At 62.1% G+C, this 13,544-nt stretch carries 15 protein-coding genes and 1 pseudogene; 3 read left to right on the plus strand and 13 right to left on the minus strand.

Going from position 1 to position 13,544, the window contains the following annotated elements; all coding sequences use genetic code 11:
- Positions 1–2 precede the first annotated feature (2 nt).
- Positions 3–548 (plus strand): adenine phosphoribosyltransferase, encoded by a 546-nt coding sequence (locus RQ479_RS30600; protein WP_254819181.1) that lies wholly within the window; start codon positions 3–5, stop codon positions 546–548.
- Between the two features lie 46 nt (positions 549–594).
- Here the strand turns inward: RQ479_RS30600 and RQ479_RS30605 are convergent, their stop codons facing one another.
- The 7 genes from RQ479_RS30605 to RQ479_RS30635 all read right to left on the minus strand — a co-directional run bounded on the left by RQ479_RS30605 (position 595) and on the right by RQ479_RS30635 (position 5,997).
- Positions 595–1,065: a MaoC family dehydratase gene (locus RQ479_RS30605; RefSeq protein ID WP_376703482.1), complete on the minus strand. Its 471-nt coding sequence runs from the start codon at positions 1,063–1,065 to the stop codon at positions 595–597.
- The gene (locus RQ479_RS30610; RefSeq protein ID WP_352466830.1) at positions 1,062–1,523 is read right to left on the minus strand and encodes a MaoC family dehydratase; all 462 of its coding nucleotides are present in this window, start codon (positions 1,521–1,523) and stop codon (positions 1,062–1,064) included. Before RQ479_RS30610 ends, RQ479_RS30605 begins: the two co-directional genes overlap by 4 nt.
- Positions 1,524–1,658: 135 nt before the next feature.
- Positions 1,659–2,633, minus strand: coding sequence for a magnesium/cobalt transporter CorA (gene corA, locus RQ479_RS30615; RefSeq protein WP_376703483.1), 975 nt, complete (start codon positions 2,631–2,633; stop codon positions 1,659–1,661).
- A 213-nt stretch (positions 2,634–2,846) separates the two neighbouring features.
- Positions 2,847–3,950 carry a redox-regulated ATPase YchF gene (ychF, locus tag RQ479_RS30620; protein ID WP_376703484.1) on the minus strand — a complete coding sequence of 368 codons (1,104 nt, stop codon included), beginning with the start codon at positions 3,948–3,950 and terminating at the stop codon, positions 2,847–2,849.
- Between the two features lie 77 nt (positions 3,951–4,027).
- Complete coding sequence (locus RQ479_RS30625) at positions 4,028–4,591, minus strand: hypothetical protein (RefSeq protein WP_376703485.1); 564 nt, start codon at positions 4,589–4,591, stop codon at positions 4,028–4,030.
- Between the two features lie 3 nt (positions 4,592–4,594).
- Positions 4,595–5,329 (minus strand): aminoacyl-tRNA hydrolase, encoded by a 735-nt coding sequence (gene pth / locus RQ479_RS30630; protein ID WP_352466834.1) that lies wholly within the window; start codon positions 5,327–5,329, stop codon positions 4,595–4,597.
- A gap of 23 nt (positions 5,330–5,352) precedes the next feature.
- On the minus strand, positions 5,353–5,997 hold the full coding sequence (locus RQ479_RS30635) for a 50S ribosomal protein L25/general stress protein Ctc (protein ID WP_352466835.1): 645 nt from the start codon (positions 5,995–5,997) through the stop codon (positions 5,353–5,355).
- A 224-nt stretch (positions 5,998–6,221) separates the two neighbouring features.
- Between RQ479_RS30635 and RQ479_RS30640 the strand changes: the two are divergent.
- Positions 6,222–6,308, plus strand: a pseudogene (locus tag RQ479_RS30640) (alpha/beta hydrolase); the annotation flags it as partial.
- A 58-nt stretch (positions 6,309–6,366) separates the two neighbouring features.
- On the opposite strand, the gene RQ479_RS30645 reads toward RQ479_RS30640, so the two are convergent.
- Together RQ479_RS30645 and RQ479_RS30650 are read right to left on the minus strand one after the other, a co-directional pair.
- A complete protein-coding gene (locus tag RQ479_RS30645; RefSeq protein ID WP_352466836.1) occupies positions 6,367–7,116 on the minus strand; it encodes an SDR family oxidoreductase in 750 nt (249 codons plus the stop codon).
- 195 nt (positions 7,117–7,311) lie between these two features.
- Positions 7,312–8,556 carry an MFS transporter gene (locus RQ479_RS30650; protein WP_376703486.1) on the minus strand — a complete coding sequence of 415 codons (1,245 nt, stop codon included), beginning with the start codon at positions 8,554–8,556 and terminating at the stop codon, positions 7,312–7,314.
- Between the two features lie 129 nt (positions 8,557–8,685).
- Between RQ479_RS30650 and RQ479_RS30655 the strand changes: the two genes are divergently transcribed.
- Positions 8,686–9,567 (plus strand): helix-turn-helix domain-containing protein, encoded by an 882-nt coding sequence (locus RQ479_RS30655; RefSeq protein ID WP_376703487.1) that lies wholly within the window; start codon positions 8,686–8,688, stop codon positions 9,565–9,567.
- Between the two features lie 92 nt (positions 9,568–9,659).
- Here RQ479_RS30655 and RQ479_RS30660 read toward each other — a convergent pair whose 3' ends face one another.
- The 4 genes from RQ479_RS30660 to pgeF form a co-directional block, all read right to left on the minus strand.
- Positions 9,660–10,595 carry a ribose-phosphate pyrophosphokinase gene (locus tag RQ479_RS30660; protein ID WP_254819191.1) on the minus strand — a complete coding sequence of 312 codons (936 nt, stop codon included), beginning with the start codon at positions 10,593–10,595 and terminating at the stop codon, positions 9,660–9,662.
- A 252-nt stretch (positions 10,596–10,847) separates the two neighbouring features.
- Entirely contained in the window at positions 10,848–11,468 is a 621-nt protein-coding gene (locus RQ479_RS30665) for a hypothetical protein (RefSeq protein WP_376703488.1), read from the minus strand.
- Positions 11,469–11,520: 52 nt separating this feature from the next.
- Complete coding sequence (locus RQ479_RS30670; protein WP_376703489.1) at positions 11,521–12,672, minus strand: M24 family metallopeptidase; 1,152 nt, start codon at positions 12,670–12,672, stop codon at positions 11,521–11,523.
- Complete coding sequence (gene pgeF / locus RQ479_RS30675) at positions 12,672–13,460, minus strand: peptidoglycan editing factor PgeF (RefSeq protein WP_376703490.1); 789 nt, start codon at positions 13,458–13,460, stop codon at positions 12,672–12,674. The genes RQ479_RS30670 and pgeF overlap by 1 nt, the downstream gene beginning before the upstream one ends.
- Between the last annotated feature and the right edge of the window lie 84 nt (positions 13,461–13,544).

The raw sequence follows: 13,544 nt of genomic DNA on the forward strand, positions 1-13,544 counted from the left end.
TGATGAAGTCCTCGCTCGAAGAGACGCTGCTTGCGGCGATCCGCACCATTCCGGATTATCCCAAGCCGGGCATCCTGTTTCGCGACATCACCACGCTGCTCGGCAATGCGCGGGCCTTCCGCCGCGCTATCGACGAACTGGTGCATCCCTATGCCGGCCTCAAGATCGACAAGATCGCCGGCATCGAGGCGCGCGGCTTCATCCTCGGCGGCGCCATCGCCCACCAGCTCTCGGCCGGCTTCGTGCCGATCCGCAAGAAGGGCAAGTTGCCTTACGAGACGGTGCGCGTCGCCTACAGCCTGGAATACGGGCTGGACGAGATGGAGATGCACAAGGACGGTGTTTCTCCAGGCGAGAAGGTAATCCTCGTCGACGATTTGATCGCCACCGGCGGCACGGCCGAGGCGGCCGTCAAGCTATTGCGGCAGATCGGCGCCGACATCCTCGCCGCCTGCTTCGTCATCGATCTGCCGGACCTTGGCGGCCGAGAGAGGTTAGAGGCGCTCGGCGTGCCGGTGAGGACGCTGATCGGGTTTGAGGGGCATTGAGCGTTTCTTCCTTCTCCCGTTCTGTGGGAGAAGGGAAGAACTCCGCTCACTCCACCTTCACCAGCACGGCACTTTCGAATTCGATGACCTTGTCACCGGTCGAATCGAAGGCCTCTGAGCGGAGCGTCAGCAGCCGCCAGCTCGGTCGCGAGGCAATGGGGCGATGGGCCAGCGCGGTGCGGGTGAAAGTCACGGTTTCCCCGGCATAGACAGGTTTGGGCCATTTGAGGTTCTTGAAGCCGGGCGAGGGGCCGAATTCCGGCACCGGCCCAGGGCCGGGCCAGCGGGCGACCTCTGCCTCAATGCCAGCCTCGAGGTTCAATTTCATCCAGGTGGCGGCGGTGTGCCAGCCCGAGGCGCAGAGCCCGCCGAATATGCTGTTCCTCGCCGCCTCTTCGTCGATATGGAATATCTGCGGGTCGTATTTGCGGGCGAAAGCCTTGATCGACTCCGGTTCGAATTGATGCGAACCGAGCGTGACGGTGATACCGATGCAGAAGAATTCGTCGAGGCTCACGCACTGCCCTCGCGGGTGAGGAACATGACGGTGTTTTCGAGCTCGAAAACACCTTCGCCGCGCTGGTTGAACAACTCGCTGCGCATGGTCACCAGGCCAAGCCGGGGCTTCGATCTGGACAGTCGCTTGGCAAGGACCGTGGTGCTGCCGCTCAACAGGTCGCCGGCCAGGACTGGCCGTTTCCATTTGACCTGGTCGACGCCCGGCGCGCCCTGGGAGGTCGAGTCGAGCAGGAAGGCATCGCACAGCATGCGCATGAACATGGCGCAGGTGTGCCAGCCCGAAGCCGCCAGCCCGCCGAGGATACTGGCCTTGCCCGCGGCCTCGTCGAGATGCATCGGCTGGGCATCGAATTCGCCGGCGAATTCTATGATTTCGGCGGCACTTACCAGCTTGGTGCCGAGGTCGAGCGAAGCGCCCTCGACAAAATCCTCATAAGCCCAGGTCTTTGCGGTCATGGTCTGGAAATCCGGTTCAGGATTGTACAATCGCTACGGGTCGGGGTCCCGGATGCAGGCAGGGCGGCATTTGGTCAAGCAATTTCTACTGCGCCAGCCCGCTGCGCCCAAGCCGCAGCGGAGGTATTGATGACCCTATAGCCAGCCGCGGCGGCGGAAATACCAGAAGGGCAGGATTGCCGAAAGCACCATCATGCCGATGGCGAAGGGATAGCCAAAGTGCCATTTGAGCTCGGGAATGATATCGAAATTCATGCCGTAGATCGAAGCGACAAGCGTCGGCGGCAGGAAGATGACAGCGGCGACGGAGAAGATCTTGATGATGGCGTTCTGCTCGATCGAGATCATGCCGAGCGTCGCGTCGAGCAGGAAGCTGATCTTCTGCGACAGGAACGTGGCGTGGTCGGCGAGCGACAGCACGTCGCGCGACAAGGTCTTGATGCGGGCGCGGGTATCCTTGCTCATCCTGGTTTGCGTGGAGGCATGGGCGAGAAACCCGGCAAGGCGCTGCAGCGAGATCAGGCTGTCGCGGATCGAGGAGGCGAGGTCCTCCTTGCGGCCAATGCCTTTCAACAGCTCCTGGAAGTCGCGGTTGCGCTTGGAAACCTTGGTCGAGCGTGCCTGGAAGATGTCGCGCGAGATCGCCTCGACGTCGCGGCCGGCGCGCTCCAGAATGTCGGCGAGGCGGTCGACGATCGCCTCCAGTAGTCCGATCAGGATGGTGTCGCCGCTGGTGCAACCGGTCGCCACCTTCTCGGCGCGTAGCGGAAAGGTCTTGAACGCCTTCGGTTCGTGGTACCGCACGGTGATCAGCCTGTTGCCGGCGAGCACGAAGGTAACCGGCGACATCAACGGATCGTCCACCTCGGTCTGCGCAGGCAGAATGGCGGTCATGAAGTAGGCGCCGTCCTCGACGTAGAGACGGCTCGAGATCTCGATCTCTTCCATCTCTTCGCGGGTCGGAACGGCGATGCCGAGCCAGGTCTCAATTGTCGTCTCTTCTTCCTTTGTCGGGTTGAAGAGGTCGACCCAGACGACAGTGTCGCTGTTTTGCAGGAGATCGTCGACCAGGCGCAGGCGATCATTGTCGACGACGAAGGCCTTGATCATCGCCGGGTCTCCCTTGCTGTTGCCAAAGAGCGTTCGTTCGGAGGGGGCGCGTCAGTCAGATCGCACGGACACGGGCAGGTGAGGCGCGAGGCCGGTGCAGAGGCCCCTTAGACCCAGCACGACGGCCCGTCAAGCAGCGCAAGAGGCACTGCGACACCCCTGCTTTGAAGTTTGTCATCGAGCGACGGCAATGACCATTGGGCTCCCGCGCGGTCAGGTGTTGAACTTGAACAGCATGATGTCGCCGTCCTGGACGACATACTCCTTGCCTTCGTCGCGCGCCTTGCCGGCCTCCTTGGCCGCCACTTCGCCGCCCAGCCTGACGAAGTCGTCATAAGCGATGGTCTGGGCGCGGATGAAGCCGCGCTCGAAATCGGTGTGGATGACGCCTGCCGCCTGCGGCGCCTTGGCGCCCTTGTGCACGGTCCAGGCGCGCGTCTCCTTGGGCCCGACGGTAAAGTAGGTGATGAGCTGGAGCAGCTCGTAGCCGGCGCGGATGACCTTGTTCAGGCCGGGTTCGTCCAGACCGAGCGTTGCCAAGAATTCCATTTCCTCTTCGTCCGAGAGCTGGGCGACCTCGGCCTCGATCGCCGCGGAAATCACGACGGTGCGGGCACCTTGCGCGGCGGCCATGTTCTCGACAGCCCTGGTATGCGCGTTGCCGGTGGCGGCGTCGGCTTCCGCGACGTTGCAGACGTAAAGCACCGGGTGTGAGGTCAAGAGATTCAGCCCCTGCAGGATGCGCAGATCCTCAGCCGAGATGCCGTTGAGCAGGATGCGGGCGGGCTTGCCGGCCTGCAGCAGTTCAAGCGCCGCTTCCATCATCGGAAGTACGGTCGCTGCTTCCTTGTCCTTGCCGGCGGCACGCTTGCGTATCTGCACTATGCGGCGCTCGAGGCTGTCGAGGTCGGCAAGCATCAATTCGGTCTCGACGGTCTCGGCATCGGCGACAGGATCGATGCGGCCCTCGACATGAGTAATGTCGTCATCCTCGAAGCAGCGCAGCACATGGACGATGGCGTCGACCTCACGGATGTTGGCGAGGAACTGGTTGCCAAGCCCTTCGCCTTTCGAGGCGCCACGCACCAGGCCGGCAATGTCGACGAACGAGATGCGGGTCGGGATGATCTCCTTCGACTTGCCGATCGCGGCGATCTTCTGCAGGCGCGGGTCGGGCACCGCCACCTCGCCGGTATTCGGTTCGATGGTGCAGAACGGATAATTGGCGGCCTGCGCCGCCGCCGTCCTGGTCAGCGCATTGAAGAGCGTCGACTTGCCGACATTGGGCAAGCCAACGATGCCGCATTTGAAACCCATTTTTGTCTGGTCCTATCGGGAAATCGAAATTTGATCAGGGCTATGGGCGAAAGCGCCGATGATCGTCAAGGAGCAATTCAATTCAGACGCTGCGCGATGTCATCGGTGCCTATGGCCAACGAGCGAACGCCGGACCTGCTCAGTATTTGCAGGAGATGCCAGAACGCGTCGACCTCAGCGGTTCCGAAATCGATCGTCAGTTGCCCGTCGAGCAATTGCGCGCTGTGAATGATGTTTCCTACGGTCTCCGATGTTTCACGCTCGCCATCGATATCGAACCAGCCGCGAAACCATTCGTCGAAGAGATCGCCGTCAAGCTCATTTACGGGGAATTTGAAATGAACCTCGTCCCACTTGAACGGTGAGATGAGGACATCCATTCCACCGATCCCGGCGTGAATATCCGGAGAGAATTTCACATAGGTATCGCTATTGATGAATTGCGGATTTGGCTGTCCGTCATTGCCGACGAAATCAACCGCGATGAGATTTCGATAGAAGGAATCGACATTCGAAAACTTGATCTCGGTTGCATGCGACCCCTGGCCGTTGCGAGCAAGTTCGCCGGCAGCGGCGACGAAATAATCAACATACTTCTGTCTGATGAGACGGACCAATTCCTGAACGTCATCCATATCCATGGCTCAGTCCTTGCCGCCAAAAAGCTTCTTCAGCATAGCCGCCATCGGGCCGGTTTCGGGCAGCTTGGCCGCCGGCTGTTGCGGCCGCGCCTGGCGGACGTGGCTTTGTGCCGTTGGCGCCTTGGGCGCCTTGGGCGGCGGGCGATCGTCGTCGCCCGTCGGCGTGAGCTTGTCGCGCAAGGCCAGCGTCACGCGGTTCATGAAGGAATTGTCGTCGCCCTTAGCAAGCAATCCGGCACCATCGGCGATTGCGTCGAGCAGCACATCCAGCCATTCGCGGTCGCCCTTAGCGAAATCGCCGAGCACATGGCCATGCACCATTTCCTTCACGCCGGGGTGGCCGACGCCGATGCGCACACGGCGAAAATCCTTGCCGACGTGCTGGTCGAGCGAGCGGATGCCGTTGTGGCCGCCGGAACCGCCACCGACCTTGACCCGCACCTTGCCGGCGGCAAGGTCGATCTCGTCATAGAAGACAGTCAGTGCCGAAGGGTCGAGCTTGTAGAAGCGTAAGGCTTCGCCGACCGCCTGGCCGGACAGGTTCATGAAGGTCTGCGGCTTGATCAGGATCACCTTTTCGCCGGCAAGCGTGCCTTCGGCGATCAGGCTCTGGAATTTCTTCGACCAGGGCGAAAAGGAATGGCGGCGGGCGATCGCGTCCGCCGCCATGAAGCCGACATTGTGCCGGTTGTTGGCGTATTTCGCGCCCGGATTGCCGAGGCCTGCAAAGACAAGCATCGTCGCCTCCGGGCGGGAAGGGGTTACTTCTCTTCGGCGGCAGGAGCCGCTTCGGGCTCAGCCGCTTCAGTTGTCTCTTCCGCGGCCTCCGGCTTCATCGCCGAGGAGCCGGCAATGGTCGCGATGGTGAAGTCGCGGTCGGAGATCACCGGCTTGACGCCGGCCGGCAAGGTGACGGCCGAAATGTGGATCGAATCGCCGATATCGGTACCGGTGAGATCGATGGTGATGAAATCCGGAATCGCATTGGCCGGGCAGTGGAACTCGACCTCGTGGCGCACGATGTTCAGCACGCCGCCGCGCTTGATGCCGGGTGACTTGTCTTCATTGATGAAGTGCACGGGCACATCGACATTGACTTCGGTGTCCTTGCCGATGCGCAGGAAATCGACATGGACCGGGAAATCCTTGACCGGGTCGAGCTGGAAGTCCTTGGGCAGAACCTGGATCTTGTTGCCGTCGACATCGATCGTGGCGACCGTGGTCAGAAACCCGCCGCCATGGATCTTGTAGTAGATGTCCTTATAGGTCAGCGCAATCGCCAGGGGAGGCTGCTTGTCGCCGTAAATCACTGCAGGCACTTTACCGTTGCGGCGAACTGCACGGGCGGACCCCTTACCGACCTGTTCGCGCGCTTCGGCCTTGAGCTCGTAAGTATCGTGGCTCATGGCATTTCCTTTCGCGTTGTTCTGGAGCGTTCGCGGCCGGCAACGTGCCGGGGCCGTAAACGTCGAAAGCCGCCATAGCTAACGCATGACCTGGTCCGAAAACCGGAATCCACTTTTCGGGATCATGCGGGAAGGCGGCCTTCCGCCGCGTTGCCTCCAAGGGTGTCTACGCGGGTGGCGGCTCTATAGCGGAAGGCGGCGCGAGGTGCAAGTCATGGCAGGCACAGGTCTACAAGGGTTTCCCCGATGGCATGGCGACCACCCATGCCGATGTCATCAACGCCGACCTGCTGGCCTTCTTCAGGGCGTAAGGCCTTTCAGGACGTAACAAAAAACACCCGGGTGTTCTTGTGTCAGGTCGTGCCGATGTCAGGCGATGCTCAAGCCGCCATCGATCAGCATTTCCGCACCGACCATGAACGGGCATTCGTCCGAAGCAAGAAAGACCACTGCGTTGGCAATTTCCTCGGCGGTTCCGAAACGACGGGCAGGCACCAGGCCGACCACAGCTTTCGCGCGCGCCTTCGCCGCTTCGGGGTCCAGCCCAAGTTTGTCGTTGAGCGGCGTGTCGATCGGACCCGGGCTGATCACATTGGCGCGAATACCGCGTTCTATCAGTTCGCCCGAGAGCGTCCGGGCGAGCGAAATCATGCCGGCCTTGGCCAGCGCATAGACGTGCGTTCCAGCCATTCCCATATGTGCGTTGACCGAGCCGCTGAGGATGATCGACGACGGGTTCGAAAACAGCGGAACGAGCGCCTTGACCAGGAAGTACGGCCCCTTGAGGTCGACATCGATGCTCCTGTCAAACGCGGCCTCGGTCCAGTCGCCAAGCGGGCGCAGGTCGGCGATACCGGCATTGAGGAAGAGAGCGTCGAGCTTGCCGAAGGTTTCCTCGATCCGCCGCGCTATGTCGTTCTGGGCAGCAGCATCTCCGGCGTCGGCGGCAATGACAAGCACATCACTGCCGAGCATGGTGCGCGCCTCCTCGAGACGGCTCGCATTGGTTCCCGTGATAGCGACGCGCGCACCTTCCTCGATGAAACGTCGCGCCGTCACCAGGCCGATGCCGCTGGTGCCGCCGGTAATCAATGCGGCCTTGCCTTTTAGTCTGGACATAAGCGAATTGCCTTTCCTAGCGCGGAGCATCAGGGCTGAGCCCGGTATGTTCAACTTGAAGGCGTTGCTGACCAAAATTTTGCCTTCAGGGGTGACCCTCTCTAACAGGCTTTTCACCCGGCGTATGGTGAAGGAATCATCGAGGGCGCGGCAACTGCCGCGCCCTCGTATCAATTCCGAAAGATGAACTGATTTTTAGCTGGCCGCCGCCTCCACCTTCCTCACTTCCTTCATGTTAGGCAGGAGGACCGTCAGTAGCCCGAGTAGCGGCAAATACGAGCAGACCTGGAAGACGAAATCGATGCCTTTCATGTCGGCGACGACGCCAAGCACGGCGGCCGCGATGCCGCCCATGCCGAAGGCGAAGCCGAAGAAGATGCCGGCGATCATGCCGACCCGGCCGGGCACCAGCTCCTGGGCGAAGACGACGATGTTCGAGAAGGCCGAGGACAAGATCAGGCCGATCAGCACGGTCAGCACCATCGTCCACTCGAAATTGGCGTAGGGCATGGCCAGCGTGAAGGGCAGCACGCCGACGATCGAGAACCAGATCATCGCCTTCTGTCCGTAGCGGTCGCCGAACGGACCGCCGAGCAGGATTCCCAGGGCCGAGGCGCCGAGGAACAGGAACAACATGACTTGCGACATCTGCACCGAAACGCCGAATTTATGGATGGCATAGAAGGTGTAGTAGCTGGACAGGCTGGCGATGTAGGCGTTCTTGGTCAGCACCAGCAAGGTCAGCACCGCCAGCGCGCCTATCACCTTGTGGCGTGGGAAGGGTGAGACGAAGCTTGCCGCCTTACGGCTGCCGAGTGCTGCGCGCAGGCGGCTGTACCAGCCGCCGACCTGCCACAGCACGATAATGCCGATCAACGAGCCGCCGGCAAACCACGCGATGCTGGTCTGGCCGAAGGGCACGACGATGAAGGCTGCCAGCAGCGGCCCCATCGCCTGGCCGAAATTGCCGCCGACCTGGAACAGCGACTGTGCAAGACCGAACCGGCCGCCGGAGGCGAAGCGGGCGATGCGCGAGGATTCCGGGTGGAAGATCGCCGAGCCGATGCCGATCAGCGAGGCGCCGATGAGGAGCAGCGAGTAATGTCCGGCATAGGCCAGCACGATCAGCCCGATCAACGAGGACGCCATGCCGTAGGGCAGCGAATAGGGCATCGGCCGCTTGTCGGTGATCATACCGATCACAGGCTGCAGCAGGGATGCCGTCACCTGGAAGGTGAAAGTCAGAAGGCCGATCTGCCAGAAATCGAGACCGTAATTGTCCTTCAGCAGCGGATAGGTCGCCGACAGCAGCGACTGCATGATGTCGTTGATACAATGGCAGAAACTCACCGCCAGGATAACGGTGAAGGCCGTCGCCTGGGCTGAAATGTGGTTGGCCGCTGCCGGCTTGGCATCGGCGGTTGCTGTGGTATCGGTCAAGGCAGGCTCCGTGGTCTTTTTGGCGGGCGCTCCCGCAGTCGGTCTTATGGGCCGGCTGCCTTATACGTTGCTTGTCACGCGACTTCTTTCGTGGTTTGGTCCAATAGTTTCGCAAGTGGGCCATAGCCGATGCCGCATGGCAGGGAAATGTTCAGAGCGGGCGACACCGATCTCGGGCTGTTGCATGAGCGTCGCTGGCAATGGCTGGAGCAGGCCGTCGGGCCGGCAGTGGCGCTGCCGACCGAATATCCGGACGGCTACCATGTGCCACGCCACTATCACAGCCGCAGCCAGTTGCTGCACGCGCTGGTCGGTGTCGTGCTGGTAACGACGCGGCATGGGCGCTGGATGGTGCCCCCCGACCACGCGATGTGGATCCCCGCCGGCACCGAACATTCGGTCGAGATGCTGGGCGACGTCAGCATGCGGTCCGTCTATGTGATGCCGGAGGCCATTCCCGGCCTGCCGGACGGGTTGCGTGTCGTCGGCATCACCGACCTGATGCACAGCCTGATCGTGGAATCGGAAAAGCTGCCGCAGGGCGCCGAGCTGGAGGGGCGGGGTGGGCTGATCATGAAGCTCCTGCTGCACGAAATCCCGAACCTGCCGGAACGGCCACTCGGACTGCCGTTCCCGTCCGACGCAAGGCTGGCAGCGCTGTGCCGGCGCTTCGTCTCGGCACCGTCACCGCATGCGACGATCGACGAGTGGGCCGCTATCGTCGGCATGAGCCGCCGCTCTTTCACCCGCGCGTTCCACCGCCAGACCGGATTGTCGCTGTCGACCTGGCGTCAGCAGGCCTGCCTGTTCGCGGCGCTGCCACGGCTGGCCGACGGCGAGCCGATCACGAGGGTGGCGCTCGATCTCGGCTATGACAGCGTGCCGGCCTTCATCACCATGTTCAAGCGCATGCTGGGAGCCTCGCCGCGCGGTTATATGCGCGGCGCCCGTGATGCTGGCGAAGGTGTGCGACGAATAAGCGGTCCGGCTCGGCCCGAGTCGCAGCCCTAAAGGGCGTCGCGTTCGGCCGGCCTCATGCGACGCGTTCTTGTTTTACGCATGTTGTTATCGCAAAACCGCTGCACAGTTTTGCGCGACATGCATTAATCGAACAGGCTCGACACCGATTCCTCGGTCGCCGTGCGCGAGATCGCCTCGCCCATCAGTTCGGCGATGGAGATGACGCGGATGTTGGCGGCGTCCAGCACTGCCTGGGTCGGCTGGATCGAATCGGTGATGACCAGTTCCTGCAGTTTCGAGGCGCCGATGCGGGCGATGGCGCCGCCGGACAAAACGCCATGGGTAGTGTATGCGGTGACACTGGTGGCGCCGTCGGCAAGCAGCGCATCGGCCGCATTGCACAGCGTGCCGCCCGAATCGATGATGTCGTCGATCAACAGGCAATCCTTGCCGCGCACGTCACCGATGACGTTCATGACTTCCGATTCGCCGGGGCGCTCGCGGCGCTTGTCGACGATGGCAAGCTGGGCATCGATGCGCTTGGCGAGCGCGCGGGCGCGGACCACGCCGCCGACATCCGGCGACACCACCATGACATTGGCAAGCTGCTTGTATTTCGCCTTCACGTCGCGGGCCATGACCGGCACGGAAAACAGATTGTCGGTCGGGATGTCGAAGAAGCCTTGAATCTGGCCGGCATGGAGATCCAGGGTCAGCACCCGGTCGACGCCCGCCCTCGTGATCATGTTGGCGACCAGCTTGGCCGAGATCGGTGTGCGGCCAGAGGCACGGCGATCCTGCCTGGCATAGCCGAAATAAGGAATAACCGCAGTGATGCGCTTGGCCGAGGAGCGCATGAAGGCATCAATCATGATGAGCAGTTCCATCAGATGATCGTTGGTCGGGAACGAGGTGGACTGCAGGATGAACACGTCCTCGCCGCGCACATTCTCCTGGATCTCGACGAAGATTTCCTGGTCAGCGAAGCGCCTGACGCTGGCCTTGCCCAGCGGAATGTTGAGGTAGCGGGCGACTGATTCGGCCAGCACCCTGTTGGAATTGCCCGCGAAGAGCTTCATGCACCGTTCCTGGCGAAGGATTGAGAGACTCCGATAGACACTCCAGCCTCTTAGTCGGGCTTTTAGCGGCCCGCGCCGGTATTGCAAGCGTCGTGAATGGGAATCCGCCGGCTAATCTCAATAAACGCTTACGGCTTGACGATGCGGCGATAGGTCCACTTCAATGCCGACGGAATCGGGATAGCTCTATCTTTCAGTCTGAGCATGATCTTTCCGAAAACCGGATTCCACTTTTCGGAATCATGCTCCAGGTCAGCCGGCGCCACCGCCAAGCCAGGTGGCGAACTGGTCGATTGTCTGGTCGGCGATCGCCTGCATGGTCGCCGGCGCCACCGCCGCCCAGCCTTCGCCGCCACCAACGGAGGGCGCCTTCTGCTGGCCATTGATGCGATGCAGCCGGTTGCCGGCCGGGTCATAGATGTCCCAGACGTAGATGACCGTGGTGTCCTTGCCTTCCGTCATGGTCGAGAAATAGCCCTTGAGCACATGCGTTGGGGTCTGGTCGGTGCTGCCGGCCAAGGTGATGCCGCGCTGCCTGGCGCGTGTCTGAAGCTCGGCGGTCAGCGGTGTCGCGGCTTCTACCGAGGCGCCGACGATCGGCGCCACCTGCAGCCGGGTTCGGGCAATGGCAGCCGCGCTTTTGGCGGGCGGCACGGCCGCTGCAGCGGAAGGCTGCGCTGTATCTGCAGTTTGCGCGGTGCCGGCAGGCTGAGCCGGAGTTGCGGGGGGCGTTGCGGCACCTCCGGCTCCGGAGAGCGATTGCGTCGATTGCGGGGCAATGGCCGAGGGTTCGAGAACGTCCTTCGCATTGGTGCAGGCCGCCAGTGCCAGCGCCACGAGCAATGACACGGTCGTCACATGCGATCGTCTCATTAGCCTGAAAACTCCTTGGCGACGAACGCCCCTCACTCTTTCCATTATGGATTCACTGCACGATCAAGTCGAGATCATGGCGGGACAAGGGCTTCGGCTGGGATTCGGTCGTCAGGTAGGTGCGGCCAAGGGTCATCGCCGTTTCGGTTTCGGAGTCCATGATGATCATATGGGCGAACAGCGTCATGTTCGGCGCAATCGGTTCGGGATTACCCTGATAGAACATCGGCATATCCATCCAGGACGGGGTGAAGCGGGCGCCGAGCGAATAGCCGCAGGCATTGAGCCGGTGCTTGGTCAAATTGTGGGCCTCGAGCGTGCGGGCATGGGCGTCGAACACGTCGCCGAAAGTGTTACCGGGTGTCATCGCCTTCTCGACTGCAAGTAGCGCGGCGCGGGCGGCATCGAACAATTCCTGGTGGCGTTTCGATACCTTGCCGGTCAACACCGTGCGCATCATTGCCGCATGGTAGTGGTGGAAGACACCGGCCCATTCGAGTGTCAGCTGGTCGTTCTTGGTGAGCTTGCGGCGACCGGCCTTGTAGCGGCAAAGCAGGGCGTCGATGCCGGAGCCGATAATGAACTCGTTGGCCGGATAATCGCCGCCGCCGGCAAAGATCGCACCTTGCATTGCGGCCAGGATCAGCGCCTCATCGCCGCCCTGCTTGATCAGCGGCAGTGCTGCGTCCAGCGCGTCGTCGGCCAGATTGGCGGCTTTTTCCGCCTTGGCGATTTCGGCCGGGCTCTTGAACAGCCGCAACCGGCTGACAATGCCGGAGGCATCCGCGATCTGCCCGAAGGTCTGCAACTGCTCGTCGAGGCGCCGGCCATTATAGGCCGTCAGGCCGTGGGTATCGTATTCGACGCCGATGCGGGCGCCGAGCAGGTCGAGCTCGTTGAGCAGATTGCGCAGGTCGACCGCCGGATTGGCGCCGTTGCGGTCCGTCCACAAAACGATGTTGTCGATGATCGAGGTGTGGCGCGCCTGGCGCAAGTCGGCCGAACGCGTCAGCAGCACCATCGAGCCGTCGGCCTTGACCACCAGGCACTGGAAAAAGCAGAAGCCGAATGTGTCGTAGCCGGTTAGCCAATACATGCTTTCCTGGGCAAACAGCAGGACGGCGTCGAGCTTCTTTTCGGCGATCTCGATCATCAGTCGATCGCGCCGCGCGTCGAATTCCGAGCGTTCGAAATGCAGCGCCATCAGTCAGTCTCCAAAACGATTGCCGAAACCTGCCGCCCGTAGTCGGGCTCGTTGCGATGCGTGCTGCGCCGATAGGAGTAGAAAAGCTCTTCCTCGGCATAGGTGCAGCGGCCAAGCCCTTCGGCGCTGACGCCAGCCTTGGTCAGCCGGTCGACCGTGTAGCGGTTGAGATCGAACATCGCATGTCCGGCATTTGCGGAGGGCGCGAAATAGCGGGTATTGCCAGCATCGGCGTCGACGAAGCGGGCGACGAATTCCGGTCCGACCTCGTAATTCTGTGGGCCGATGGAAGGACCGAGCACTGCGACGATGCGGTCACGTCTGGCGCCGAGGCTCTCCATTGCCGCGACGGTGTTTTCCAGCACGCCGGTGAAAGCGCCTTTCCAGCCGGCATGGGCGGCGCCGATAATGCGCGCCTCGGCGTCGGCGAAGAGGACCGGTCCGCAATCGGCGGTCGAGGCGCCGACGGCAATGCCCGGCCGGTCGGTGACAATGGCGTCAGCCTTGGGCCGCTCGCCGGCAAAAGGCTCCCTGGCAATGGCGACGTCCGGCGAATGAACCTGGTGAGCGGTCAGCAGATGGTTTGCAGGCACACCCATCCATTCGGCGACCCGGCGGCGATTCTCGCGCACCAGCGTCTGGTCGTCGTTCGAGCCGGTGCCGATGTTGAGGCCCCGGTAGATGCCGCTGGAAATGCCGCCAACGCGTGTGAAGTAGCCGTGGCGGACGCCTTGCGCCGTTTCCAGCAAGCGCGACCGAACGGGATCCGGTTTGGTCTGATTCAGCATGGCGGCTTTGTTGTCCGTATGGGCGATTTCGTCAAGCGAGTTGAAAACGGGCGAGTTGAAGACGGGCGAGTTGAAGACGGGCGC

Origin of the sequence: Mesorhizobium sp. ISC25, from assembly GCF_042295465.1 — a bacterium.
Taxonomy (GTDB): Bacteria; Pseudomonadota; Alphaproteobacteria; order Rhizobiales; family Rhizobiaceae; genus Mesorhizobium.